Annotated in this window: 23 protein-coding genes and 3 pseudogenes; 18 read left to right on the top strand and 8 right to left on the bottom strand. The window is 64.9% G+C overall.

Annotation, left to right across the window (positions count from 1 at the left end; genetic code table 11):
* Positions 1 to 835, top strand: a pseudogene (locus VMD50_RS21010) (WD40 repeat domain-containing protein); the annotation flags it as partial.
* A 149-nt stretch (positions 836 to 984) separates the two neighbouring features.
* Here the strand turns inward: VMD50_RS21010 and VMD50_RS21005 are convergent.
* The 4 genes and pseudogenes from VMD50_RS21005 to VMD50_RS20990 all read right to left on the bottom strand — a co-directional run.
* A pseudogene (locus VMD50_RS21005) lies at positions 985 to 1,614 on the bottom strand (transposase); the annotation flags it as partial.
* 67 nt (positions 1,615 to 1,681) lie between these two features.
* On the bottom strand, positions 1,682 to 2,281 hold the full coding sequence (locus tag VMD50_RS21000) for a hypothetical protein (RefSeq protein ID WP_325430332.1): 600 nt from the start codon (positions 2,279 to 2,281) through the stop codon (positions 1,682 to 1,684).
* Complete coding sequence (locus VMD50_RS20995) at positions 2,274 to 4,265, bottom strand: tyrosine-type recombinase/integrase (RefSeq protein WP_325430330.1); 1,992 nt, start codon at positions 4,263 to 4,265, stop codon at positions 2,274 to 2,276. The genes VMD50_RS21000 and VMD50_RS20995 overlap by 8 nt, the downstream gene beginning before the upstream one ends.
* A 545-nt stretch (positions 4,266 to 4,810) precedes the next feature.
* Positions 4,811 to 5,884, bottom strand: coding sequence for a tyrosine-type recombinase/integrase (locus VMD50_RS20990; protein WP_325430328.1), 1,074 nt, complete (start codon positions 5,882 to 5,884; stop codon positions 4,811 to 4,813).
* A gap of 237 nt (positions 5,885 to 6,121) precedes the next feature.
* Here VMD50_RS20990 and VMD50_RS20985 point away from each other — a divergent pair, with 237 nt between their 5' ends.
* Entirely contained in the window at positions 6,122 to 6,607 is a 486-nt protein-coding gene (locus VMD50_RS20985) for a chymotrypsin family serine protease (RefSeq protein ID WP_325430326.1), read from the top strand.
* Positions 6,608 to 6,618: 11 nt separating this feature from the next.
* Here the strand turns inward: VMD50_RS20985 and VMD50_RS20980 are convergent, their stop codons facing one another.
* On the bottom strand, positions 6,619 to 6,777 hold the full coding sequence (locus VMD50_RS20980; protein ID WP_325430324.1) for a hypothetical protein: 159 nt from the start codon (positions 6,775 to 6,777) through the stop codon (positions 6,619 to 6,621).
* A gap of 316 nt (positions 6,778 to 7,093) precedes the next feature.
* Here VMD50_RS20980 and VMD50_RS20975 point away from each other — a divergent pair, with 316 nt between their 5' ends.
* The 7 genes from VMD50_RS20975 to VMD50_RS20945 all read left to right on the top strand — a co-directional run bounded on the left by VMD50_RS20975 (position 7,094) and on the right by VMD50_RS20945 (position 12,025).
* Positions 7,094 to 7,555 carry a hypothetical protein gene (locus VMD50_RS20975; protein ID WP_325430322.1) on the top strand — a complete coding sequence of 154 codons (462 nt, stop codon included), beginning with the start codon at positions 7,094 to 7,096 and terminating at the stop codon, positions 7,553 to 7,555.
* A gap of 79 nt (positions 7,556 to 7,634) precedes the next feature.
* Positions 7,635 to 7,997: a hypothetical protein gene (locus VMD50_RS20970; RefSeq protein WP_325430320.1), complete on the top strand. Its 363-nt coding sequence runs from the start codon at positions 7,635 to 7,637 to the stop codon at positions 7,995 to 7,997.
* Positions 7,994 to 8,389, top strand: a complete 396-nt coding sequence (locus tag VMD50_RS20965) for a hypothetical protein (RefSeq protein ID WP_325430319.1) — start codon at positions 7,994 to 7,996, stop codon at positions 8,387 to 8,389. The genes VMD50_RS20970 and VMD50_RS20965 overlap by 4 nt, the downstream gene beginning before the upstream one ends.
* Before the next feature lie 411 nt (positions 8,390 to 8,800).
* Positions 8,801 to 9,196, top strand: coding sequence for a hypothetical protein (locus VMD50_RS20960; protein WP_325430317.1), 396 nt, complete (start codon positions 8,801 to 8,803; stop codon positions 9,194 to 9,196).
* Between the two features lie 33 nt (positions 9,197 to 9,229).
* A complete protein-coding gene (locus tag VMD50_RS20955) occupies positions 9,230 to 9,628 on the top strand; it encodes a hypothetical protein (RefSeq protein ID WP_325430315.1) in 399 nt (132 codons plus the stop codon).
* A gap of 410 nt (positions 9,629 to 10,038) precedes the next feature.
* The gene (locus tag VMD50_RS20950) at positions 10,039 to 10,995 is read left to right on the top strand and encodes a DUF4192 family protein (RefSeq protein ID WP_325430313.1); all 957 of its coding nucleotides are present in this window, start codon (positions 10,039 to 10,041) and stop codon (positions 10,993 to 10,995) included.
* 472 nt (positions 10,996 to 11,467) lie between these two features.
* Positions 11,468 to 12,025: a DUF932 domain-containing protein gene (locus tag VMD50_RS20945; protein WP_325430311.1), complete on the top strand. Its 558-nt coding sequence runs from the start codon at positions 11,468 to 11,470 to the stop codon at positions 12,023 to 12,025.
* Here VMD50_RS20945 and VMD50_RS20940 read toward each other — a convergent pair.
* Positions 12,018 to 13,100 (bottom strand): IS630 family transposase, encoded by a 1,083-nt coding sequence (locus VMD50_RS20940; protein ID WP_325430309.1) that lies wholly within the window; start codon positions 13,098 to 13,100, stop codon positions 12,018 to 12,020. The genes VMD50_RS20945 and VMD50_RS20940 overlap by 8 nt on opposite strands.
* A gap of 59 nt (positions 13,101 to 13,159) precedes the next feature.
* Between VMD50_RS20940 and VMD50_RS20935 the strand changes: the two genes are divergently transcribed.
* The 9 genes and pseudogenes from VMD50_RS20935 (at position 13,160) to VMD50_RS20890 (ending at position 23,544) form a co-directional block, all read left to right on the top strand.
* Positions 13,160 to 13,663, top strand: a complete 504-nt coding sequence (locus VMD50_RS20935) for a DUF932 domain-containing protein (RefSeq protein ID WP_325430307.1) — start codon at positions 13,160 to 13,162, stop codon at positions 13,661 to 13,663.
* 392 nt (positions 13,664 to 14,055) lie between these two features.
* Positions 14,056 to 14,766: a hypothetical protein gene (locus VMD50_RS20930; RefSeq protein ID WP_325430305.1), complete on the top strand. Its 711-nt coding sequence runs from the start codon at positions 14,056 to 14,058 to the stop codon at positions 14,764 to 14,766.
* Between the two features lie 135 nt (positions 14,767 to 14,901).
* A pseudogene (locus VMD50_RS29975) lies at positions 14,902 to 16,641 on the top strand (IS1634 family transposase).
* 94 nt (positions 16,642 to 16,735) lie between these two features.
* Entirely contained in the window at positions 16,736 to 17,122 is a 387-nt protein-coding gene (locus VMD50_RS20915) for a hypothetical protein (protein WP_325430302.1), read from the top strand.
* The gene (locus VMD50_RS20910; RefSeq protein WP_325430300.1) at positions 17,122 to 18,669 is read left to right on the top strand and encodes a hypothetical protein; all 1,548 of its coding nucleotides are present in this window, start codon (positions 17,122 to 17,124) and stop codon (positions 18,667 to 18,669) included. The genes VMD50_RS20915 and VMD50_RS20910 overlap by 1 nt, the downstream gene beginning before the upstream one ends.
* Positions 18,670 to 18,786: 117 nt before the next feature.
* Positions 18,787 to 21,666 (top strand): hypothetical protein, encoded by a 2,880-nt coding sequence (locus tag VMD50_RS20905; protein ID WP_325430298.1) that lies wholly within the window; start codon positions 18,787 to 18,789, stop codon positions 21,664 to 21,666.
* The gene (locus VMD50_RS20900; RefSeq protein WP_325430296.1) at positions 21,663 to 22,631 is read left to right on the top strand and encodes a hypothetical protein; all 969 of its coding nucleotides are present in this window, start codon (positions 21,663 to 21,665) and stop codon (positions 22,629 to 22,631) included. Before VMD50_RS20905 ends, VMD50_RS20900 begins: the two co-directional genes overlap by 4 nt.
* Positions 22,632 to 22,970: 339 nt before the next feature.
* Entirely contained in the window at positions 22,971 to 23,411 is a 441-nt protein-coding gene (locus VMD50_RS20895) for a phospholipase D-like domain-containing protein (protein ID WP_325430294.1), read from the top strand.
* Positions 23,374 to 23,544, top strand: a complete 171-nt coding sequence (locus VMD50_RS20890) for a phospholipase D-like domain-containing protein (RefSeq protein ID WP_325430292.1) — start codon at positions 23,374 to 23,376, stop codon at positions 23,542 to 23,544. The genes VMD50_RS20895 and VMD50_RS20890 overlap by 38 nt, the downstream gene beginning before the upstream one ends.
* Before the next feature lie 124 nt (positions 23,545 to 23,668).
* Here VMD50_RS20890 and VMD50_RS20885 read toward each other — a convergent pair whose 3' ends face one another.
* Both VMD50_RS20885 and VMD50_RS20880 read right to left on the bottom strand, forming a co-directional pair.
* Positions 23,669 to 23,818 carry a hypothetical protein gene (locus tag VMD50_RS20885; protein ID WP_325430290.1) on the bottom strand — a complete coding sequence of 50 codons (150 nt, stop codon included), beginning with the start codon at positions 23,816 to 23,818 and terminating at the stop codon, positions 23,669 to 23,671.
* The gene (locus VMD50_RS20880; protein ID WP_325430288.1) at positions 23,811 to 24,221 is read right to left on the bottom strand and encodes a type IV secretion system protein VirD4; all 411 of its coding nucleotides are present in this window, start codon (positions 24,219 to 24,221) and stop codon (positions 23,811 to 23,813) included. The genes VMD50_RS20885 and VMD50_RS20880 overlap by 8 nt, the downstream gene beginning before the upstream one ends.
* Between the last annotated feature and the right edge of the window lie 237 nt (positions 24,222 to 24,458).

Raw genomic sequence — 24,458 nt, 5'->3', positions numbered from 1 at the left:
AAGCGGCAATGGGCTGCGATTGTGGGACGCACCCACCGGCCAGCTGGTCAGATTGCCCAGTGGGCCCGGCGATTTCATACTCAGTGTCGCCTTCAGCCCCGAGGGGCACCGACTGGTCACCGGGAGCGGCGAAGGCCGAATCCAGTTGTGGGACGCCGACACCGGCTTGCCCATCGGGGAACCGATGACCGGCCATAGGAGTCTGGTCTATGGCGTGGCGTTCAGCCCCGACGGACACCGCATCGTCTCGGGCAGCCAAGACAAGACTCTGCGACTGTGGGACGCCGACAGGCGCGAGCCCATCGGGGAGCCGATGACCGGTCACACGGGCATTGTGTACAGCGTCGCGTTCAGCCCCGACGGGCACCGCATCGTCTCGGGCAGCCAAGACAAGACTCTGCGGCTGTGGGACGCCGACACCGGAAAGCCGGCCAGCACACCGACGCCGCCGCACACCGACGTCGTCATGGCCGGGCACACCGATGTGGTCAAGAGTGTGACGTTCAGCCCCGACGGGCAGCGCATCATCTCAGGAAGTTCCGACGACACGGTGCGGATGTGGGACGCCGCAACTGGCCGCCAGATCGGGGCGCCGCTGACCGGCCACACCGACATTGTGACCGGCGTGGCGTTCAGCCCGGACGGGCAGCGCATCGCCTCCGCCAGCGCGGACAACACCGTGCGGTTGTGGCCGACACCGGACGCACGGGCGTGGCCGGACTTGTTGTGCCGCAAGCTTGTCGCCAACATGAGCCACAAGCAGTGGAACGAGTGGGTCTCACCCGACATCGACTACATCAAGGTCTGCCCGGACCTCCCGATCGCGCCGGATTAGCATCCCATTGAGCGGTAGGGCTGATCGACCGCCCGGCTGGCGATATAGCCGTTCGATTAGGTAACCAGACCTGCAGGCATCGGTGGGTGGCGTCCCAGGAGCGGTGTAAAAGTGGTCTGACGTGGGCTCCGCTCACTTGCGTTCATATTCTATGCGACGGCGGTGGAATCCGTTGGTGCCAGGGCGGTTTCTGCTCGGCTTGCCGAGTTTGGTTGCGGCAGTTGGGTCGGTGGGTCGTGCAGCGATCGGCGCAGGTCGGCCAGCAACCGCAGTCCGGCCGGGGTCATGGTGAACCCGCGCCATCCGGTCGAGGCGCGATCGAGCACTGCCCACACCAGCGACAGGCAGGAGTGCTCGCGCGGGAATCGCAGGTAGACGGTCAGCGACTCGCGGTCAGCGAGCAGGGCTCGCACCGCCGCCGGGTAAGAGTCGCGCCAGCGCTTGGCGAACGCGTCGATGTTCTTCTGGGCGAGTTGCGCCGCGTCGAGACCCGGTTCGACGTCGTCGCCCAGGTCGAAGATCGCCCAATAGTCGGCCTTCACCTCGGCTTGGCCGTTTTTGGGCACCTTGGCCAGGATGTTTCGGGCGCGATGGATAAGACAGCGTTGCCGCAGCGCGGCGCTCAGGGTGGTCTCAGCCGCGCCGATCAGCCCCGATGCCCCGTCGCTGATCACCAGCAGCGGGCAGCGCAGCCCACGCTCGGTGAGCCCGGACAAAAACCCCGCCCACGCGTCGCCCGACTCCGACGAGGCGGCCTCTAGCCCAACGAACACCGGCTTGGTCACATCGATCCGCCGGACGGCGTGATAGCGTGCTGACTTCGCCGGAGACGCCGGTGAACCTAACTCAACCAGCAGTTGATCGAGTCGCACAGCGGGATGTTGAACCAGCCGCCTGTGGCTCGGTCAGGCCGTACTCTCGCACTAGCGATCGGTTGGTCTCGCGCAGCACCTCCACGTCGTCTTGTAGTGAGGCGATCGTCCCGTCCTTGTCGACTAGTTCGACTTCGGTCTGGGCAAGCCGCCTCCGAAGCTCCACGACGACCGGGTGTTGGTCGATAATGGCCGGTCCTAGGGTGGGCCCCTGTGCGCCGAGCCGGTGTTCGAGGATGCGCACCTTCTGTTGGATCTCCAGATTTCGCTGTTTGGCGTGCGCCAGTTCGGTGATAAGGCTGTCGTGGCCGATCCGGTCGCGCGGTCGCAGGTGACTGTCGGCGCGCGCACCGCCAGCGGCTCCATCGATGAGGTCAGCCAGGTCTTTGTGGCGTTGAAGGAAGTTGCGATGCACACCCGCTCTAGCGATGACGACCTTTCGGCTGATCCGTCGATCTTCTCTTTGCAGCTGATTGAGTGCCTTCAGTACCGCGGCGCGCTTGGCCGCCGAATCGCTGCGCCGGCTGTCTGCCAGGCGTGACACGCGTTCGTCGTAGCTTTGCGGATCACTCATCGATGACCTTGCCCAGCGCGTCAACGACATGGCGACGGTCCTCGTCGTGCGGCCGTAGCGCATCTTCGCCGTTATGGCGTCGCAGGACGATACCGACGGACGCCACGGCGCGTGCCTTGCGCAGGACAGTAGAGGCGTCGTTGATGAGAGCGCGCTGTTCGGATGTGGCGTGCTCGAGTTTGTCCTCTTCATCGTGAATTCGTTTTTTGAGCGCTGCTATCTCCTCGTCGCTGGGACGTGCGTCGCGTTTGGCCCATTCGGCAGCATCGTCGAACGCATCGACGCGCGCACGGGCCGCTTTGAGGTCGAGCAGTCGACGACGCATTTCGGGGAGGTAGGACGGGTCACTACTAAACGACGCGCAGCCGAAACATCGATGCCGGATCGGGCATCCGTAACCTTCCGCCGCGACGTTTTGCGGGTTGGAGCACTTACCGAACGGCACCGCTACGGTCGCGCGTTCATTAGCGAGGCGTTGGCTTCGTCCCATGGGCCCGATCACCAGCGCATCGCCAGACATAACTAGGTTGCCGACCAATTCAGCGGCCTCACGGCGTCGCTTCTGGGGAATCCGGTAGTAGCCCATAGTGGTGGCGATCTTCTCGTGACCCATGAGCGCCATCAAGACGTCCGGAGCGACTCCCGCGTCGGCGTGGCGCTGGGCGTACGTGTGGCGGAACGAGTAGCCGGTAATCAACTTTCGGTCGAAAGGAAGGTGATTGCCATCGGCACCGATCTCGGTGGAGTCCAAGCGAGGCAGCGCGTCGACCCATGCCCGAAGGGTCTGTCCGAAAAACGAGGAAGCCAATGGATGGTAACCCTTTGGGTTCATCGTCGGGCGGGGAAATAGGCGCAGATGCTCTATAGGGGTGTGCGGATAGCGTTGCCGCGTACGCGCTTGTTGTTCGCGCACGGTGTCGATTACGACGCGAAGAACCGGAAGCTTGCGCTCCTGCCCGGCTGTCACCTTTGTTTCGGTGTAGATCAGGAAGGGTCCGCCCTCGGACTGCGTGTCGATGCACCCGTACTTCAGCGATACGAGTTCGCTTGGGCGCCGACCTGTTTCGGCCGCAAGGCGTACGAGGGTCGGCATGTGTTCATTGAGTGCGCCGAGTGCTGCCACCGATTCTGCGGTGAACATCTGACGGATGATCGTAGTGGGAAGGGCGGCGCCGGCGTCGTCTTGCTGGGGGTCCTTGATGCGCGGGATCAGCAGGTCGTCGGTGAACATGAACGATCCCATGAAGTGTTCCATGCGCCCGGTTTCGCGGCCGTAACGCAGAATGCGTTGCACCGCGTGCAGACAGTCTTGTTGCAGGGATCTGTTCCAGGGAACGGCACGTTTGCGGTTACGTCGAGCCCGGTGTCGTTCGGCGCCCTGCTCAACGAGGGCGACAAGGTATGCCGCAAAGCCCGTGGCGGTCGACCGATCGAGGGCTGTGATGTCGTCTCCGCCGCCGGCGACATTGGCGCGCAGGTAACCAGAAAAGTAGTCGATCTCGTTGACCAGCCGGCTGAGGGCACGAAAGTTAGTGGAGCGGTTGAGGTTGTCCCAACACCATGCTTGCGTGATGTCGCGTAGCCACCATTGGGAAATTTCTCGGAAGTCGGTTATGCCGGTCTTACCGAAAACGACACCGGGCCAGACGTCGGCGTTGCGGAGGTCTTCGGGCGTAAGGGTGCCGTATTCGGCAGTGGCCATGATTGTATTCAGTATCTGGTGGGTGCCTTTGAGCCAATTCCTGGGCAGCTCGGCATCGCGTAGCGACCGCAGATCCGTTGCCTGTGACGAACGCAGCCAGTCAACAAGCCGCTGCAGATAGTCGAGCCGGGTACGGGATCCGCGACGGGACCGGTCGAATACCCCAAACAGCACTTGCCGTACCACGCACGGGTGAAGCCCTCCAAAGCAGACGCGGCGGCTGTCGCTCACTTGGTTTTCACGCTGACACCACGCGTCAAGATCTGCCCCCGGCTTCGCCATATTGAATGAGTACCACCGGGTAGAGTGCGCCCGGCACAGCCGCAATTTCGGACCATAAGCGACCCGGTCACATGCAGCGACGCGGCACGGCCCGAGGCTTGGTAGCGGGCTCAAACCCGCGATAACATCGTCTCCCTCACCTGCGCTTCTCAAGACCGCCGCAGCATGGGGGCCGCACAATCCCTTCCTCCTGGCGGACCTGCTGCACCGCACACCGTTCCGCGTCACCGAGCACGGGGTCGGTTGTTTCATGCAGTTTCGCTTCGGGGGCTGACGATCGAATAGGAGCCGATCAGGCTGCCCTTGTGAATGCCACTGCGTTTTGCAGCCGTTGCAAAGGCCGCTGTTCTTTCGGCCCCAGGCGGGTCGATCACACGCATCGACTGCACATACCTTCCACCCCAATGTGTCATGGGTGGGGGACGGCCTCAGCTCGAGCCGGTCACCATCCCAGCCGGCGGCGAGCAACCACTGATCGAACGGGTTGATCGCCGGGTCTATATCACCCTCGGTGGGCACCAAGGCAAGCGCACCGCGGATTCCCTTCATGAGTTCCCTACTGTTTCGAGCTGCCGTGTCAACGCCCCTGCCTCAACCGCTTTCCGTTGCCGCGGTATGTCGGGATGCAGATAGGTCTTTGTGGACTGCAAACTGGCATGCCCGAGCAGCTCGGCAACGACGTCGAGCGATTCAGCCTGTGCCGCGCCGGTTCCGAAGGTGTGGCGCAGCATGTGGGGAGTGACCGTCTGGCCGGTGCGATGGCTCAACCGGCTCAGCAGATCGTTGGCGGCGTGCAGCTTCATAGGTTCGCCCAGCGGCGCCCGATAGAGGTTTACGAACACGAAGTCGGATTCCCGCGCCTGCCGGCATTCGTCCCGGTCGATTCGGTAGCGCTCGTAAAGATTTATCAGGGCCGCCGTGACCGGCACGACGCGCTGCTTGTCGTTCTTCGCCCGGGCCCGGTTGCTGTTGACGCGCGGCACGACATGCAGATGCGGACCGTCGATTTGACATCCCAACGATGTTGACGTCGGGAGAAAGTGTAGATCCGACAACCGCAGTCCGAGCGCTTCGCCCCGCCGGAGGCCGGTGGTGGCCAGCATCGCGACGAACAGCACGTCGCGGGCGTTGAGGCATTCGGTCAGCATGGTCTTCACGACATCCACTGGGGCGTCACGTCGACTGCTTCGCTGCGGCCGAAGTCGGTGGCGGTGTCGCAGGATCATGGTTGTTGACAACTGGTGGCGACGATCGCTAGGGCCGTAGTTTTGCACCGGGGTCATCTCGAAGAGCCGGTGCAGTTTCGACTCGTTCCATAGCCCCTCCGCCGCAGCGAATTTGAACATTTCGCATACGGCGTAGGTGATGAGGTTGATTCGGTTGTTACTGCGGGCTGGAGCGTGTCCGGGGCCGGCCCATACCCGTTTCGAGGGGTGGGGGTGTCGCGGTGATGGCGCGATTCGCAACCACATTTGGAAGGCGGTGATATCAGGATCTGCCCAGCTGGCGGAGCGGGCGGAGCAAAAGTTGTAGTACAGCGCGATCGCCTCGGCGTACTTCCGCGTCGTGGACTCGGTGCGACCACGGCCAAACCGCACATACTGCAGGAACCGGTCCACGAGTTCGACGGCTTCGTAGCTCTCGTCATCGACGACGGACCAGTAGGCGCCGGCGTCGGTGCTGAACCAAAACGCTCTGTACATTGCCGTCATGCTAAAACCGTTGACCGACAGAATGGTTTGGAGAAGCCATCCTCAGCCCTGTCCTGTGCATAAGTCGGACGCTGTGCACTGCACGGAGTTCGGAGATTCGGTCAGTGCGTGAAGTGCCGCCACAGTGACCCCTACGAAACTGACTTGCACACCTACGCCGTCACCGCCGGCCACTGCCGCAGCAGCACTTCTGGCTACGCGCGCGACACACCAACTGCGCTCACTGGAAACTTCGTACGCACCGTGGTCGAACCCCCGCGCAGCGGCGGCGGTGACTACGGACTGATCGACTTCGGTAGGAACTCCCTGCCGTCTGCCTTTTTAGGAGACACCCCCACCACCGACGATCACCCCCAGCCCCAGGTCGGCCAGTCGTTATGCCACATCGGAGTATCCAGCGGCCAGCACTGCGGCCAAATCGCCGCAGCCCAGGGCAAAGACCAATATCTAACCACCGGCATGCCGGCCAGCATTCCCGGCGACTCCGGAGGCCCCGTCTGGACCCGAAACCCCAACGGCTACGCACAAATCATCGGCATCTGGCTCGGCCAAAAGACCACTGCCTCAGGTGACGAATTCGGCCGATTCGCATCGCTGGCCACAGGCCTGCAGATACTCAGCGGCAGCTGAGCTCCCCCCGATCAGATGCCCGGTAGCCGCGAACCAGCATGCGGAAAGGACACATCCCAGCGCAGCGGCTGCGCCGGCAACTCACCGCTAACCAGCCAAGCAACCAGAGGCGCCGGAACCCGGCCGGCAGACTCACCCAGCAACCGCAGCACCGCCGCCTCAACCATCATGAGACCAGGCTACGCGCAGGAAACCGACACCAACCTGAAGGACAGCGAGTGGCGGCCCAAATCCGTAGCCCCTCATCTTCTTTGCCGTCAGCGGTCGCTCAGACTACTGGCCGGGGCCCGTCGCCGGTCAACCCACGTCGGGTTGGGTGGCGGCGGCGGAGGACATTTGCGGCCCAACCAAGCTCGCTGCCGCTCGCGGGCCGCAAATCCGCCGCCACCCAACCCGACTCTTCGAGGTGGACCGCCGCCACCCACCCAGTAGATAGCTCCCAGCGCTGACCGGCGCACCACATCGCCTCACACAACGGAGCACAACATGGACCACGAATTCGAACTGGCCTTCAACCTTCTCGACGAAGCCGCCGGCCGCATTCAACAACAGCAGTACGGAATCACCCGGATCCTGTTTCACAACCACGGTGACATCCTGCTGACCACCGTGCACCAATACAGCCGCGGCACAGGACACAAGCTCGTCCTGCTCGCCAGCGACGACCACGGACAAATGGCCGCCGTTGAAGCCACCGCGCCCGATCTCAACACCACACCCCAGACCCGAATCCTCAAGGTCCGTGCCGGCGACGACCTGACCTTCCACTCGGTGCGGGGTACCTGGTCCTACCGCGCCTCGCGGGGTGGACACACCTACACCCTCACCGCCGGTGTCGGCGACGAGCCCATCTGGACCGCCGCCATCGACCGCGCGCCCACCGTCGCCTACGACGCACTCGACGACGCGGTCAACGCCCTCCTCGAGGGCACCGACGCTGCAGCCTAACCAACCCCGGCCGGGCCCGCACTACACCCCGCGGGCCCGGCCCTGCATCGACCACTGGCCAACACACAGGAGAATCACCATGTACGTCACCGATTTAGGTTTAGCGTTCGACTTCATCGACCCCGCCGACGGCGTCCCACGCCAACTGCGGTGCAGCCGCAACTTGGCGCCCCCCGGGGACCCTCGAGTCTTCGATGACACCGGCCAACTCATCGCCGTCGTCGTCGACGTTCGGCGACCCGACAACGGGCACACCATTGCCGTCAGTCGGCCCAACGTTCGGTTCGAGGACGTCGAAACCGCATTGGACCGCTGGGAGACCTGGGCCGTAAACGGCCCCGACACCGTCGACCTCGCCGCGATCCGGCGCCGCATCCGCGCCGCCGGCCTGACCTCACCGTCGGCCACCGCCTGGCAGGCCACCGAAAGGACCTCTCCATGACCGCCATACACATTCAGCCCGCCGCTGGCCGCGACCCCTACACGGCCCGCCGCGTCGCCGTCTACAAGAACCTGCACAAAGGGGCTTGGTCAATCCGTGCCCTCGGCGGCCCTCATAAAGGCAAAGTCGTCGCTCACGCGACCGCCGTGTCACTCACCGACTGCGCCATGCACGTCGGGGCCGCCGCGAGGGCCCGGATCGCCAAGGGTGCCCCACGAGAGGTACACGCCTGGATAGTCGGGACCCTCGCCCCCGTCGAACTGCGGCGCCCGCAACGCATCTCCTACCGGCCCCACCTGCGCGGCGAATTTTTCATCGTCGACACTGGCGCACCGATCTGGACCGCCGGCGCGGTCGTGTTCACCGACGCCGCCTATATCGAAACCCCCTAACCGCAGGGCCGGGGTCCGGCCAGCTCCCACCACACGGGGTTGGCCGGGCCCCCTTTTTCCTCCGGGTGCGATGGCGGCGGCGCGCCCCGCGCAACCACCGAAACGGCCACCTGACGGCGGCCGAAATCCGTAGCCCCTCACCCATTTAAGCCGTCAGCAGGGTGCCAAGTGTAAGCGGGCGGGGCCCCGAGCGCGCAACCCACGCCCGCACCGGGCACCGCCGTACCGAGTGACTGTTTTCGGCCCTAATGCCAGCTCGCCCCAAGGCGCTGCGCGCCTGGCGAGCGCGGACCGAAAACCGGCGATGACCCGCCACGGGCTCTGCGGGGATTGCGCGCCCACCCTCACCCGCTAATCCGCACCCAGCGCTAACCGGCGCACTCAATCGCCTTTGACTAACGGAGAAACACCATGTGCTACAACCGCATCGCAGTCCTGGCCGATCTGCGCACCCAACTCGTCAACGGCACCTGCAACCCCAGCCCAGGCCTCGCCGAACTCTGCGCCCCACTGCTAGTCGACGACCACTTCAAAACCCTGTTGTACAAAATCGCCGACCGCCGCCCACTCGCGGCGGCACTGCTGTGGATCCGCATCGCCGACCAGCTCAGCGGGCAAGCCCGCATCGAAGCGCTCACGCTGGCCGCCGTGTTCGCCCTCCAAGGCGGTAACCCCGGCATCGCCGCCACACTGATCACCCGCGTCGACGTCGCGGCCCAGCGCGAACGCACCGAAATCCCGGCCATGATCGGCATTCTCAAGCTCGACCACCGCGTCCGCGACCACCTTCCCCACGCCGCCGCCTAAACCGCCGGCGACCAACCCGAAACGGAGACAACCATGACCAACCACATCGAATGGGGCCACGCCAACATCGCTCTCTACACCCTGCATACGCCCGAACGGGCCGCCGAGGAGCTCTTACCCCAAGAACGTCCCGACGGCCCGTTGGTGCTCGGTCTGTGGAATGAAAACGGCGACGGCCTCGCGCTGCAAGGTACCCGGCGCGAGCTCCTGGACTATCTCGGCCTCGTCACCGCCCACGTCCAGCGCGAAACCGATCCGCGGAGCGAGCTCGACCAAGCCCTCAAACGACTCCACGCGCTGCGCCAAGAACGTAGCGCAGCTCTCGACACCGCCAATTACAGCACCGGCCACGTTGCTCGACTCGATGAGCAAGAAGTTGATCTGCTCAACGACGTCGCCGAGGCAGCCGAGCACGTCAACGACCAGCTGTAAACCGCGGCCCGGCCAGCTCCCCCACCACACGGGGTTGGCCGGGCCCCCTTTTTCCTCCGGGTGCGATGGCGGCGCCGCGCCCCGCGCAACCACCGAAACGGCCACCTGACGGCGGCCGAAATCCGTAGCCCCTCACCCATTTAAGCCGTCAGCAGGGTGCCAAGTGTAAGCGGGCGGGACCCCGAGCGCGCAACCCACGCCCGCACCGGGCACCGCCGTACCAAGTGACCGTTTTCGGCCCTAAAGCCTGCTCGCCCCAAAGGCGCTGCGCGCCTGGCGAGCGCGAGCCGAAAACCCGGCGACCACCCGCCACGGGCTCTGCGGGGATTGCGCGCCCACCCTCACCCGCTCACCCGCACCCCAGCGCTAACCGGCGCACTCAATCGCCTTTGACGAACGGAGAACACATCATGCACACGACTGCCCTGCGCACCCCAGCCGATATCGTCGCCGCCGCTGCCGGGCTGCTCGGTTTCGCCCCGACCAACAGCATCGTCACCTACATGCTGTACCGCGACCCCAACGACGGCCTGCTTGTGCGCTGCGCGATCCGGTTCGACGTCACAATCACCACCGGACAGGCCGCGGACTTCCCCGCCACCTGCAACCTGCGGCTCGCTGACAACCACGCCGCGGTCCTGCTCGCCGTCTGCGACGAACGCCACAACCCGCACGCTGTGGCCGTTCTCGATGCCCTCCGCGGCGCCCTGAGCACCGCCGGCATTCCCGTGGTGCGGCGGATCATGACCCACGATGTCACCGACGAAGGGCAGTGGTACGACCCCGATTCCGGCGCGTGCGGCCCCACCTACCCGTACACCGACTCCGTGGTCACCGCACAGCGGATACTCGCCGGTGACCGGGTTAGCACTGGCCGCAGCGAGATCGAAGCCGAATTCGCGCCGATCGCGCCCGCACCGCCTGTCCTCATCGGCGACCACGGCGACCTCGTCGTCACTACCGCCGAAGAGATCTCCGACGCACTCAACGGCCACCCGATCAGCCGCACCCTGCCCACCCGCGCCGGCAGCATCATCACTGCCGACGTCGCGATACGCGACGCCATGATCGCCGCGGCGCTCGAGCACCCCCAGGCCGCCGCCGAACTATGGACCCACATCGGCCGCCGGCTACGCGGCCAGCCCCGCGCGGAAGCGCTCACCATCGCCGCGGTCTCCTATTGCCTGCTCGGCGACGCCATCCGGGCCGGGATCGCCACCGACGCCGCACTCGACGAAGCCGAAGCTACCCACTGCCCCACCCCGCGGCTCGCGGTGCTGCTGCTGGCTGCGCTGCGCGTCGGCATACCGCCACAACAGATCCGCCGCACCCTCGCTGACATCGACCCCAAACCTAAACAGGACTGACACTGCACAGCTACTGCGCAGCTGGACCCGGCCAGCTCCCCCATTACAGGGGGTTGGCCGGGCCCTTTTTTCTTCCGATGCGCAGGCGGCGGCGCGCCCCCCGCGGCCGCCGAACCGGACACCTGACGGCGGCCGAAATCCGCAGCCCCTCACCTTTTTTGCCGTTCAGCGGGGTGCCAAGTGTGACCGACAGGGCCCCGACGCTGTCAACCCGCGCCCGGCGGGCTCGCCCGTCTCCGCTCCCGCCGGCCTAGCGGCCGGCTGCCGCTGCGCCGTGCGGCACCGGCGGCATTTGTCGGCCTTCTCGCGGCTCGCCCCAGGGCGCTACGCGCCGGGCTCGCCGGGCCGAAAATCCGCCTCCTGCTTCACCGCCGGGCTCCTCGGGGTTGACAGCGCCACCCCGCCGGTCCCCACACACCCCAGCGCAAACCGGCGCACCCGAAAAATTCATTCATACGAAAGGAAACAGACAATGGGACACGAGCTTGACATCAATGAAGGCATTGCGAGCTTCGCCAACTCCCGCAGCGACGCCTGGCACCGACTCGGCCAGTCCGTGGGTCACGCCATGACCGCTCGCGAGGCCCTCGACGCCGCCCACCTCTCCGGCTGGAACGTGCGCAAAATGCGCTTGCAGGTTCCCCAAGAACCCGTCATCGGACCAGATGGCGTCACCACACCGGATCCGCTGGCCGTCCCGGACTTCTACGCCACCGTGCGCACCAATCCGATCAACGGCCGCCTGGACGTCCTCGGCGTCGTTGGCAGCAAGTACGAGCCGGTCCAAAACGAGGCGTCCTGCGACCTGCTCGACGCCCTGGTCGATGAGAGCGGGGCAGCCCATTTTGAGACCGCCGGCGCTTTGAAGGGGGGCCGCGAGACCTTCGTCACCATGAAGCTGCCGACCTCGATGGTGTTCGACGCGATCGACGGATCGAAAGACCGCACCGATTTCTACCTTGCCGCGCTCAACTCTCACGACGGCAGCGCGGCCTGGCGGTCGCTAGTGGTGTGTCCTGGATTTAGCTGACTTTTTCGAGGGCGATGCGTCCGCGGGCGACCTTGGCGAGGATGGATTCTGCGGTCGCTGTCCACATGTAAGGCCGTGGGGCGTCGTTGTGTGAGTCGATGTATTCCTGGCTCGAGGCGATCAGGTCGGGAACGGAATGAAATGCCCCGCGCCGCAATGCTTTGTCGGTCAGCTCGCGGAACCAGCGTTCCACCAGGTTCAACCAGGATGAGGATGTCGGGGTGAAATGCAGGTGGAATCGGGGATGGTTGTCCAGCCACTTGCCGACGTCTTGGTGTTTGTGGGTGGCGTAGTTGTCCAGGATCAGGTGGATCGCCAGGTCTTTGGGCACCTCGCGGTCGATGGTCTTGAGGAACTTCAACCACTCCTGATGCCGGTGGCGTGGCATGCATTGCCCGATCACCGTGCCTGTCAACACGTCGAGCGCGGCGAACAGGGTGGTGGTGCCGTGCCGCTTGTAGTCGTGGGTCATCGTCTCGCCCCGCCCCTTGACCATCGGCAGCGACGCCTGCGTGCGGTCCAATGCCTGCACCGAGGACTTCTCGTCCGCGCATAACACGATCGCCTTCTCGGGCGGGTTCATGTACAGCCCGACGACATCGACCAGTTTCTCCGCGAAACGCGGATCGTTGGACAGTTTGAACGTCTGGACTCGATGCGGTTTCAGCCCCCGCGCATGCCACACCAGCTGCACCGTCGACTTCGACACCCCCGCCGCAGCAGCCATCGTCCGACAGCTCCAATGGGTTTCACCTTTCGGTCGGTAGTTCTGTGTCAGATCGACGATCTCGTCGATCTTGGATTGCGGGATCGACGCTTTACGGCCACGACCCTTGCGAACCTGACCCAACTTCGCCAAGCCCTCCTCAGTGAACCGGTCACGCCAACTCTTCACCGACGCCGGCGACACCGACAACGACGCGGCGATCGCAGTGTTGGCCATACCATCAGCGGCCATCAGCAGCGCCTTGGCCCGCACCACCTCCCGATGCGCACCCGACTGCGACCGAGCCAACGACTCAAGCACCTCACGTTGTCCTGTCGATATCTCCAACGCAGGCACGGGTTGTCTCATGCCGAAATCATATCGAACTTATAGCCACTTTATTGCGGGACACACCACTAGTTACCCCGGTGAGGATCGTTTGCGCAAACACCCAGAACGCCGCAATCGCCTCTGCGAAGGCCAGTTTCGCCATTCGGCACACCGGCGGAGCTCGGGCCGCAATCCAGGAAGCCCGCAATGCTCTCAAGCTCAGCTGGCGCTACGTGGAGGCCTTTGAGGCCGAAGCGGCCAAGCTCTACGCCCAGCCAATGGACACCGAGCAGGTCCGCCATTTCGCGAACACCTTGCTCGAGGTCGAAGCGGCCGGCACCGAGGCCACCGCGAAGCACCGCAAGGAGCGGGCGGCCGGGATCGTCACGCTATGGACGTCATCCCCGACGATCACGCCGATCGCCGGGACCCGGTGGGCGGCCTACAACGCGGTCACCGAGTTTTGCGACCACGTTGTACCTGTCCGCGGCGCACGCACCGCCAGTGACGCCAGCGCCACCCGCGCGCTGCGCAGCATCACCGCCGCAGGCAGCGCCCAATCCCTACAGGCCAAGGCCTTCCGGATGTTGCAAACCCTCTAACCGGCCACCCCGCCCACAGGGCCCGGCGAGCTCCCGCACCGCAGGGGGTTGGTCGGGCCCCCTTTTTCTTCCTGCTCCGTGTAGCCGCCATCGCGCCGCCAGCGGCCAAGCGTTACCGTCTCCGTCCGCATTTCATGACCCCGCCGCGCGCGCTGGGCGCACGCGAGCAACCCGCGTTGGCATTCCGCCTCGCCTGCCTGGCGCCACGCCCGCGCCAGCGTCTCTCCTCGCATCACGTTTCGGCGCAACCGCTCCGTCTCCCACCGGCCCACTATCGTTCCCGCAGCCACCACCCTCGACACTGTCGCGGCCGACGCGGCGTCCCTGGCCCGGCTGGGCGCCGCGCGCACACAAGCCATCGACAACGCCACCGCACTGCTGGAAGGCACCTAATGCGCACCAGTTGGATCACCGCCCATCAGGCCCTCGCCGAGCGCATGGTCGCCAAAGAGCAAATCGACGACACGGTGCCCGAATCAGCCATGCCGCCCTACATGGAATCCTTTCTCGCCCATCTTCGCCTGCTCATCGGCGTGCCCTTTGACTACCTGGTGCCCGATTCGCGGCTGCTGCCCACCGAATCGATCCGCTTCTTTTACCTCGACCGCTCCTGGACCGACCGATTGGTCGACGGCGCCATCGCCGTCGGCAAGATCGGCACCCGCGAACAAGCCCATCACCAAGCACACGCCGCCAACCTGGCCGCCCAACTCGATCTCACCGAACGCGTCGTGCGCACCATGCAGCACGGGCGGCCCGCCAACAGCGAAACCCCGCCCAGCTCACCGCAAAACACCGATCCGGCGGGCCCGATCACCGGCTTTCTGCTGCGCTCGGCCGCCGTCGCCGGCTGGCCGCACATAGATGTGCGCGCCTTCAACAAGGTCCTACCGGCAAACGAGGGTGACCCGAACAAAGCCGGCCTGCAAAACTGGCTTGACGAGGCTGCGGCAGCGCAGCTGGCAACCCTTCGGCTGGAACTTCTTTCACCGTCGGTGATGCTGGGGCTGTTCGACGGCGTCCCTAAGCTGGTCTGGTTCGAAGAACCCCACCACGGCGTGCAATTCGGCTTCCACTTCAAACCCGACTTCCGCAGTTCGTAGGCACATTTCGGGGTAGTGCGGAGCGATTGTGCTGGTAGGAGGCTTGCAGAGTCACCCAAACGGCGAATTCGTGTAGGCACACGAGTTCTGGCGTGTCGCTGGCTTCACCTGCGAATATGTGCTAACGGTGTAGGGGTGTACCTGCGGGAGACGAAGCGGCGCAACCGCGACGGGTCGACGGTGTCGTATCTGCAGCTGGCCCACAGCGAGCGCCACCCGGCCACCGGGGTGCCCTCGGCGAAGGTGATCCACAACTTCGGCCGCGCCGACACAGTGGACCGCGATGCGCTGGCTCGGCTGGTCGCCTCGATCTCGCGGTTTTTGGACCCGGAGCAGGCGATCGCGGCCGCGCACACCGGCGAGATCGACATCCTGGACTCGCGCCGCTTCGGCGGCGCGTGGGTGCTTGACCAACTCTGGGAGCGGCTCGGGGTGGGCGCGGCGCTGCACCGGGTGGCCGCCGAGCGGCGCTGCGACGCCGAGGTGACCGAGCGGGTGCTGTTCGCGCTGGTGGCCCAGCGGGCACTGGAACCGGGCAGCAAGCTGGCCGCCACCGGCTGGGTGGCCGAACGGGTCGCGATCGCCGGCTGCGGTGGATTCAGCGACGACGCGGCGTATCGGTCGATGGACTTCCTGCTCGACGCCCTGCCCGAGATCGCCCAGCAGATCTTCGACTCGGTCGCGCACCTGCTCAACCTCGACGTCGACATCGTCTTCGTCGACACCACCTCCACCTACTGGGACATCGACGTGGCTGACGAGCTGGCCGAGCTGGCACCCGAACCCGAGCCCGACGACGGGGTGGGCAAGGCGGTCGAGGGTGGGCAGCGCCGGTTCGGCAAGTCCAAGGACCACCGCGACGACCTGCCCCAGGTGGTGATCGCGATGGCGGTCACCCGCGACGGAATCCCGGTGCGCTGCTGGACCTTTCCCGGCAGTGAGAGCGACCAGAAGATCATCCGCACGGTCAAAGACGACCTGGGAGCCTGGAACCTGCACCGGCTGGTGTAGGTCGCCGACCGCGGCTTCGCCTCGGCCGCCAACCGGGCCTATCTCACCCGCGGCGGCGGGCACTACATCCACGCCGAGAAGCTGCGCCACACCAACGCCGAGGCCGCCGCCGCGCTGGCCCGCCCCGGCCGCTACCACGACGTGGCCGACAACCTGCGGGTCAAGGAGATCCGGGTGGCACCCGGCGGCGCCACCATCGAGGGAGCGCGCACCGAACGGTTCGTGGTGTGCCACAACCCGGATGCCGCCGAACGCGACGTCGCGGTGCGCCAACGGCTCATCGAACACCTCGAGGGCCTAATCGAGGGCTCCGACGCCTGGCCGAAACGCCGCCGCGACGAGTTCGTCGGCTCCCTGAAGAACAAGCCCGGGCTGCGCAGGCTGGTGCGGCGCACCACGACCGGGCTGCTGCGCATCGACCGCGCCGCTGTCGCGCGCGAAGCCCACTACGACGGCAAGTGGCTGCTGCGCACCTCCGACCTCACGCTCAGCGCCGAGGATCTGGCCGCCGCCTACAAGCAGCTGATCGCCGTCGAGCGCGGCTGGCGCGACTGCAAAACCAGCCTCGGGCTGCGCCCGGTCTACCACCACCGCGAGGACCGCATCCGCGCCCACGTCCAATTATGTTGGCTCGCATTGCTTCTCATCCGTGCCGCAGAAACCCGCACCGGCCACACCTGGCGCAACCTGCGCCACCAACTCGACCGCATGCACCTTGTCACCTTCGGCACCGCCGACGGCCGCGTCGCCCAACGCTCGGCCCTGACCAACAACCAGAAGACCATCCTGACCGCGCTCGACCTGCCCGAACCCCCCAAATACCTCGACTTCACACCCAGCATCGACGCCACCGCCGCCGACTGACGAACCCGCCCAGATCACCGGGTCGTGTAGTAACACGACCCAAATCGGCTCATCCCACGTCTGCGCTGGTCAACGCGGAAATTCCGCGATCCGTGTGCCCACCATCTGCGGAAGTCAGGTCAAAAACGGAATCGAAAATCTCGATCGCCACACAGCCGATGGCGCACCCGATACCACAGGCGCGCAAATCGCGGTGCCCATGCGCGAATTCGCATCCCGTGTGGTGGACATTCGCGCATTGCGCAAATCTATTTATGAACTGGGGCATGCGGTGGCGGATGTTCAGTCGGCAGACCCAAACGTGGGCCCGCAAAACAGCAGTGCCGATTTCGCCATCGCACTGCTCAACCTGCCCTGGCGGCAACGCTTCCAGGAACCCAGTGGTGAGGGCGGCGGCAGCGGCGCGTTCGTGCCGTGCGTTAGGGTGGCCGAAACCATCGTCGAAGCTCAACTTTTGAACGCGGTGAAAGAGCTGCTGTGATGGCTACTAATAAGCGTATCTCCCCGCAGCAGCTTTCGCTGGCCGCAGCCCATGGCCTGACACCCTCGATGCGGCAGTCCTGGTCTCCGACAATGGTGCGCACGCCACGCGTGCTGGTGCCCATCGAACTCGAGGTGCTGATGGTGCGCGACACCACCCAGCGCTGGGCGGACTGCAAAATGCAAACCCCGCCCCCGCCCAAGCCCGGGGCCGATCAACCACCCACCGATACGGCCACGCTGTTGCCGAAGCCGTTCGCCGAGCTGCAACCACCACGCGAACGTGGCGCATATCTGCAGTGGTATCTGCCCACGGGCCTGACCAGTGGCACCGCTCGTAACGACCCCAAATCACTGAATTACCCGGACTTTCCGGCGCTACCCGATCGCTGGCTGATCGTGCGGATCTCGCAAGGCGCCACACCGTTGCGCCGCGCGGTGACCGGGTGGGTGCTGGAGGCCGGCATCGAGCCGCCGGTGAGGCACGACCTCGCCAGCTGGAGCGAGCCCGGGCCGGCGACCGGCATGCAGAACCCCCTGACCGTCCTGGGGCACGGCGATCTGACCTGGGCCGGCTACTTCGACAATGTTAAGGACCGGCTCGGCTTCCAGGACAAAAGCCTCAACGAAGAGGTGAAAGGCCCGCTGGCCTACCTGGTTTGCGGCTGGTACGCCGACCCGACCAACGACCCCCTCGGCTCGACCGACATCACCTCGCTGGCCGACTTTAATGCCGCGATGAGCACGCTGGGCTGGCAGCTCGACACCAGCCAGCTCAACGAGGTCACAACCCAGGCCAGTACGAACACCAACATCGCCACGCAGACCGGGGCTGACGCCAATGCTGCCGCCAGCGCCGGCGATAAGGCGGCGGGACCGAAGCGCCCTCCACCCCAGAACGCCCTGTACACCACCAGCGGCAGTTGGTGGCCCACCGCGACGGTGTTTCACGGCGCCGTCGTCGGCATCGACTGGCCCGGCTCCACCGACACCACAGAGGTCGGAGGCCCCCCCGACCCGGCCTCAATCGTCGTCGCCGCCGGCGACACCATGGCCGAAACGATGGCAGCGCTCATCGCACACGCCAACAACGCACCCGCACAAGCCCCCATCGTCGAAGCATTGCAGCTCGGCGCCCTGGCCCAACTCGACCAGCCCGACGGCCGCGCCCGCCTCGACGCGCAACTGCACGCGACCTCGTTCGCCAGCCAATCCGGGGGTCCGCCCGGTTCCGAGCCGATCACCATCGCGCCCAGCGGCCCACCGCCCGCCGCCCAAGCACAAGTGCAGACCCCCGACCCCGGGATCTTCGGTCAGCACCTGCCCGCAGGTGGCATCCCCGAGCTCGCGGGTAGCCGTTTCACCGCCGAGCAGCAGACCGCCAACGTGGCGCAAAGCGCCACCTCGACGGATCCTTCGGCGCCCAGCACCAGCGGGCAACTAATGACCCCTGAGGTTCGCGCGCGCGGGGCGGCAGCCGAAGTATTCACCCCCGGGGGGCTGGCCACAGTCGTGCAACGACTCGGTGCGTTTTCTGGGGTTAGTTGACCTGTTGTGTGACGTTGCGTAAACGGCCGACACGGGCCTGTTCTGCAACAGATCTCCCGGGCTGTGGTGCTCGTGGCTGGTAGTGGTAAAAGCTGCCTGCTGCGAGAGGAGATCAGGGTGCGGGCGTTTCCGGTGAGGTTGCCGTCCGGGGTCAGGTACTGGACGGTTCTTGATGAGAACTTGGCGGTGGTGGACGAAGCGGACGCGTTTTTGCGGCATGTCCGATTCGGTCGTGACGGTTCGGAGTTGACCACCAGGTCGTATGCGGGCGGGATCGCGTTGTTCCTGCGCTGGTGTGCACGCACGGGCCGGGATTGGCGCGACGGGGTGGCGGCGCTGGGGTTGTTTATCACCTGGTTGCGCCACGCGGGACCGCAGTCCAGCGGTGTCGAGGTTGTGGCGGGGGGCCAGGTGCTGGCCGGTCCGGGCGTAGAGCCGGTGCGCGGAGCGCGGCGGATCAACGGTGTGCTGACCGCGGTGCGGGGGTTCGTCGCCCACGCGGTGACATCCGGGCAGGCGCCGGGCGAGCTGATGGGCTTGATCTATGAGCTGGCCGACGATCGTGATCTGCCGATGCAGGCTCGTGGTGAGGAGCATCGGATGGCCTGGCGGATGCGGGCCCAAGAGAAGGCACCGGAACCGCTCATCCGGCCACATGACGCCGGCGGTGCTGTCACGGCGGCACGCGCCGCACCGCGCTACTACACCGCACGCGACCCCATCCTGCTCGTCCAAGGCGGCAACCGCGCCTTCACCCACGACAGCAGCGTGAAAACCGAAAACGGCATGGTCGTGTGCCGCCTGATGCCAGCCTATGACCTCGCCTGGATGATGCCCGGCCGAGCCGAGAAGTTCCACGTCGCCGGCGACGACATTCTCGAACGCGGCATCGCCAATGGCAGTGTGCCGCTGGAATGCGAAGGGTTGCTGCGCGAGACGCTACTTTTGGACACCGGAAGCGCCCCCGCCATCGCAGCGACTGTCGACTCACAAACCAGCGGAACCTTCGACGTCGCGACGGCCACACAACGTGTGATCGTCGAGCAATCAGCCTGGTACGCGCTACGAAACCCGCGCATCGACCCCGCACCCCTGTTGGCCCGCTCCGGCATCGCCGGCACCCTGCCCGCCGCCTTTGCACTCGCCCCCCCGGCCCATCCCTGGACACCACTGCACGTGGATTGGCAGGTCGAATACCTGCCCTCACCCAACGTGGACAACGACTGGACGCTCGGCGACGTCGACTACAGCCTCACCACCGGCGCACCAATCCCAGCGCCGGGCGGCGGTGTGATGTTCCGCGGCCGCGCCAAACTCACCGGCGGCGCCGCCGCAGCGTTAGGCTCGGCGGTACGCAAGGCACTCGACGACGTCACCCGCATCGCCGGTACCGGCCCGGTGCCCACCAACGGCATCGAGGCCCACTACTCCCAGCTGGCAGCCGAACTCGCCCAGACCATGAAAAAGCTGGACCTTGCGCAGCCCCCGGCCGGCGGATCGGCCGATCCGAATACTGTAAACCCGGCGCTGCTCGACGACATCGCCAGCGCGCTAGCGCAAATGGATGTACTCTCCTGCGGGCTGAACGGCCTGCTGACCCAGCTACGGGGCGGCGTCCCCGCAGACCAGGTGTCGACCGCACCCGGCGGGGTCACCCCAACACCGTTCTTCGCGCTGCGCGCGGGCTTCTTGCGCATCGTGCGACTGCGTCTGGTCGACGGATTCGGCCAGTTCGTTGATCTGTGCGGATCCGACGAAACCCATTCCGCCCAAGGCTATCTCGTCTCCGACCCGATGAGCGTGCCGAACGAGCCGAGCCTGCTGGCCCAGCCACCGCGTTTCACGGCCCCGACGCGCGCCTGGTTTCGCTACATGGCCGCCGACGTGCCCGGCGTCGAAGCCGACTACCAGACCAGCCCAGTGTGCGGCTTTGTGATGCCCAACCATCTCGACGGGTCACTGGAGTTCTTCAACGCCGACGGCGGCGACGCCGGTGTCCTGCAACCAGACGAGCAAGGCCAAGTGACATGGCAGGCCGCGCCCGGCCTGCCCACTACTGCAGGGCAAGACCCCGCCCAAACCGTCACCAACAGCCACCTCGCCCAACTGGCCGCATCACTGCTCGACTGGGGCGTCGCCGACGCTGGCCAGTCCGCCGAGCCCGCACTTGCCGCGCTGCTGCGCACCATCGACTCCACATTGTGGTCGGTCGACCCGTTCGGTCATCAAGGCGACGAACATGTGGCGCTGCTGCTGGGGCATCCGATCTGTGTGATGCGCGGCCTGCTGCGCCTCGACGTGGCCGACCCGGTGGTCAGCGCCGACGGCACGCTCACCAAAGTCCCGGTGCGGCTCGGGGAATTCACCCAGTGGCAGGACGGGCTGCTCGGCTACTTCGTCGACGACGACTACACCCGTCTATTCGTGGCCGACGCGGCCGCGGCCGGCATGGCCCGCCAGATCGGCCCCCAACAAGGCTTCCTGCAGCAGATCAACCTCGTGCCAACGTATTACGCCACCTTCGCCGACGACATCGCCACCAACACCACCAGCGACACCCCCACACCCGGCAAGACGCAGGTCACTCACCCCTACATCGACACCAGCGGGCTGCTGTGGATTCCACCCAACCAAACCTTCAACCTCACCCTCTTGGTTGAGCCGCTGACAAGCGTGTATGCCACCCTCGGGCGAGTACCCCGCAAAGACATCGGCATGCGCCGCGACTGGATCAACTCCGGCCTGGCCGCCATCGCCCCGACCTTCCGCTTCGGACCAGTCCTCGTCGACCCCAAACAAATCCGCATGCCACTGGCCACCGACATCGGCGGCACCTGGGTGTGGGACTACCGCGCCGACGCTGTCGCCTGGAAAGAAGATGCGGTGACCAACGCCACCGACAACGCGCTGCTTGGTGCCGATCCGGCAACCGGCTCCGAGGGGTGGCTGAAACTCAAGCCACCACCGCTCGCCAAGGCCGGAAGCACCGCCTCATGAACGTCATCACCGCCATCTTGGATCTGCTCGGGCTGATCAAGCCCGCTCCGCTCGGGTATCAGTACGAATTCGTGGATGTGCCAAGCTCCGTTACAAATCTAGGAACAGGAGAAGCTATTTTTTCTCCTTGGCTCGCCAAGCCAGAATCTGTAGCAGATTCATCCCAACCCTTGAATTTCGTGAATGACGAACGCCGCATCATTGTGATATCCTTTACGATCTCGAGCCACATGGGTCCAAACTGGTTCGGCGTTGCTTTCCGGGAAAGAATAAAGTCGTTCAATTCAATTAATATATTCTTCCACCCAGATCCATCGCCCAGCATTGGATATCTCGAGAAGGACTACCCTGCTAGAACAGCGCAGTGGCTGGCGCTTTTTCGCTATGTGCAGAACCTCGGCTTCCAATTGGATGCGGGTAACTGTGACCAGATCCTGTTAATGCCCATCTTTGATGAGCCTTCTTGGGCTAATTGCGGAGTTTTTCCCACCGCCTGGAATGAAATAGCCTTAGTAGCGATCAATTGCGCCAAGGCAGTTGCCCTGTTTCAGGGGCCGCCCTCAGGGCAAAAGAGCTTCTACACGCAAATCGCGCAGGGGACCCTAGCGGAACTACAGGGAGGCAACGTACCCTTGGAGTCGGTTAAAGACGTCGTGCTCTCTTGTTTCAGCGCTGGTCGATTGCCCATGCTTAATTTTTATAGAGCGGCTCGCGGTGCCAGCGCTTTTGTCCGGGAGCTTTGGGACTTCGATGGCTTCCAGGCCACGCTACCCGCAAGCTCGGCCACGCTGAACGTTATCCACTACGATCAGAGCACGACCCCTAATGCGCCGGGTTTCCACGTCCCTCCACCGCGGTGGTCCTCATTTCCCCCTGGTGCGCCAAAGACCGTTGCTGACGTTCATGGTCTAATACCGAACTGCCTGTTCTGGCATGCAACGACCCTCAGTAATGTGGGAAAATAAAGGTGATCACCTCTAGTGTCTCGTGATTCTGTTGTATTTACTTCGCACTGCTGTCGACGAGCTTGCGGATGTTGGTCTGCGTGAGCGCGACCTGGCGAGGATCTCGTCGACGGTGGCGGTCCAGGTGAACGGGCGGGCGTCGGCGTTCCAATGGGCGATGTAGTCGGGGATCTGCTTGAGGAGGGCCTTGATCTCATGTAAAGAAACTTCTCACCGCTTGACACAGAGAGACTGAAGGCGGCCGGTGTCGACGTACGATGGGCGCCTGCGGCAACTATTTTCCACCAGAAGACGCTGACTGCCGATGACACCGAAACCGCTCTCGGCACAGCAAATCTCATGGCCAAGGACTACCCGTCAAGCCGCGACGCCTGGGTGCTAGACACCAACCCTGCCGACGTCGCCGCCATCACCGCCACCTTCGACGCCGACTATTCAGCATCGGATACCGGTCACCCGTCGCAAGCCGAGCCAAGCCCCAACCTCATCTGGTCACCGAACGCCCGCGCGGAATATCTGCGCCAGCTCGACACCGCCGGTCACAGCGTTGACCCCACCACGGAAGAACTCAAAGACCGGGCCATCGTGGCAGGGTTAAGCAAAGCCCCTCACCGAGGCGTCACCTGCCGCATCGTCCTTACCGCAAATCCCGCCACCGCGCGGACCGTCGAGGAACTCACTGCCGCCGGATGCTCGATTCGTCAGTTCCCCGCTGACGCCAAGCACTTATACATTCGCGAACATGATCCTCATCGACCAGACGGTTCTCATCATTGGTAGCCAGAACCTCTCGACCACGAGTCTTCTGGAAAACCGCGAATTATCTCTGCTTCTGAACACCCAGACGGCCAACCCGGTCATCGGCGCCGTGGCAAGCACTTTCGACAGCGATTACCGCCAGGCCGCCTCATAGCATCGCCCGGCCCGCAATCCCGGAGAAGCATAATGGTGCCACCCGTCGCTGAAAACTGTTGTAGCCGACGCCGATAGCGCAACTATCACACTTCCTCTGCGCACCTAACGCACCTGCCTGCCGGTTAGGGCTGGTAGTTGGTATCGGTGACCTGGGTGGCGAAGTCGTTGACCACTTGGAGCGTGCCATGGATGACCACCACGATCAGCAGCAGCGCCACCGTAATGGCTGCAACTAGGCCGCTGAGCCAGGGAGATTTGCGTGAATCATTCATTGCTTGCCCACCTTTCGGGTGGCATCCACGGCATCAGCGCGTCACGCATGGTCATCACGATGCTGTCCCGTTGGCGGGTGTCCCACCCGAGCACTCGGTCGAGCGAATTGCTCAGCAGTGGTTGGTCACTTAGTTCCGTAATGGCGCTTTGCCAGCTCGGTGCGGGCGCGTCGGTATCCATGTCGATATTGGTGGTGGCCTGCGCCACCCAGCTGATGCCTTGGTTGGTGCGGGGCGGGGATGCCGCATATAGCATCGCTGCCAGCGGTGCTACAGCCGCAGTGGCCCAGACTTCGTAGTGCCGGTCACGCCCGGCCGACGCGGCATCTAGCAGCGTCTCAGCGGCTGTCATCGCGTCGGATGGGTTGTTGACCAGGGTGGTTGGATCATCGACTGTGCTCATTGGCGCTCCTCGTGTGTGGTGGTGGGTTGTGTGTTTTGCCGCCGTGGGGCCGGCCGCGGGGTCTGGTCACCGATGAGTCCTCACCGTTGAGGACATGTGGCTGTGGCGTCGCTTGCTGTTGGTGTGGCCTGTTTGGGTCGGTCCGGATTACACCCGCCGGGCCCGAATTGCTGCCAGGGCACGAACCGATGGCCGCCAGAGCTCGCGCACCAAAAGCCCCAATGCCGTACTCGCGGG

The sequence above is a fragment of the Mycobacterium sp. genome, assembly GCF_035506235.1.
GTDB lineage: Bacteria > Actinomycetota > Actinomycetes > Mycobacteriales > Mycobacteriaceae > Mycobacterium.
The sequence above is the reverse complement of the archived record's forward strand: the minus strand, read 5'-3'. Positions and strand labels throughout refer to the sequence as shown.

What these genes read in the sequence shown, in the direction of transcription:
- VMD50_RS20995 (WP_325430330.1), bottom strand. Translation starts at nt 4,265, where the DNA reads ATGGCGAAGCCGGGGGCAGATCTTGACGCGTGGTGTCAGCGTGAAAAC.
- VMD50_RS20945 (WP_325430311.1), top strand. Translation starts at nt 11,468, where the DNA reads ATGGGACACGAGCTTGACATCAATGAAGGCATTGCGAGCTTCGCCAAC.
- VMD50_RS20960 (WP_325430317.1), top strand. Translation starts at nt 8,801, where the DNA reads ATGTGCTACAACCGCATCGCAGTCCTGGCCGATCTGCGCACCCAACTC.
- VMD50_RS20910 (WP_325430300.1), top strand. Translation starts at nt 17,122, where the DNA reads ATGGCTACTAATAAGCGTATCTCCCCGCAGCAGCTTTCGCTGGCCGCA.
- VMD50_RS20965 (WP_325430319.1), top strand. Translation starts at nt 7,994, where the DNA reads ATGACCGCCATACACATTCAGCCCGCCGCTGGCCGCGACCCCTACACG.
- VMD50_RS20890 (WP_325430292.1), top strand. Translation starts at nt 23,374, where the DNA reads ATGATCCTCATCGACCAGACGGTTCTCATCATTGGTAGCCAGAACCTC.
- VMD50_RS20895 (WP_325430294.1), top strand. Translation starts at nt 22,971, where the DNA reads ATGGCCAAGGACTACCCGTCAAGCCGCGACGCCTGGGTGCTAGACACC.
- VMD50_RS20980 (WP_325430324.1), bottom strand. Translation starts at nt 6,777, where the DNA reads ATGATGGTTGAGGCGGCGGTGCTGCGGTTGCTGGGTGAGTCTGCCGGC.
- VMD50_RS20955 (WP_325430315.1), top strand. Translation starts at nt 9,230, where the DNA reads ATGACCAACCACATCGAATGGGGCCACGCCAACATCGCTCTCTACACC.
- VMD50_RS20930 (WP_325430305.1), top strand. Translation starts at nt 14,056, where the DNA reads ATGCGCACCAGTTGGATCACCGCCCATCAGGCCCTCGCCGAGCGCATG.
- VMD50_RS20900 (WP_325430296.1), top strand. Translation starts at nt 21,663, where the DNA reads ATGAACGTCATCACCGCCATCTTGGATCTGCTCGGGCTGATCAAGCCC.
- VMD50_RS20885 (WP_325430290.1), bottom strand. Translation starts at nt 23,818, where the DNA reads ATGAATGATTCACGCAAATCTCCCTGGCTCAGCGGCCTAGTTGCAGCC.
- VMD50_RS20975 (WP_325430322.1), top strand. Translation starts at nt 7,094, where the DNA reads ATGGACCACGAATTCGAACTGGCCTTCAACCTTCTCGACGAAGCCGCC.
- VMD50_RS20970 (WP_325430320.1), top strand. Translation starts at nt 7,635, where the DNA reads ATGTACGTCACCGATTTAGGTTTAGCGTTCGACTTCATCGACCCCGCC.
- VMD50_RS21000 (WP_325430332.1), bottom strand. Translation starts at nt 2,281, where the DNA reads ATGAGTGATCCGCAAAGCTACGACGAACGCGTGTCACGCCTGGCAGAC.
- VMD50_RS20880 (WP_325430288.1), bottom strand. Translation starts at nt 24,221, where the DNA reads ATGAGCACAGTCGATGATCCAACCACCCTGGTCAACAACCCATCCGAC.
- VMD50_RS20950 (WP_325430313.1), top strand. Translation starts at nt 10,039, where the DNA reads ATGCACACGACTGCCCTGCGCACCCCAGCCGATATCGTCGCCGCCGCT.
- VMD50_RS20940 (WP_325430309.1), bottom strand. Translation starts at nt 13,100, where the DNA reads ATGAGACAACCCGTGCCTGCGTTGGAGATATCGACAGGACAACGTGAG.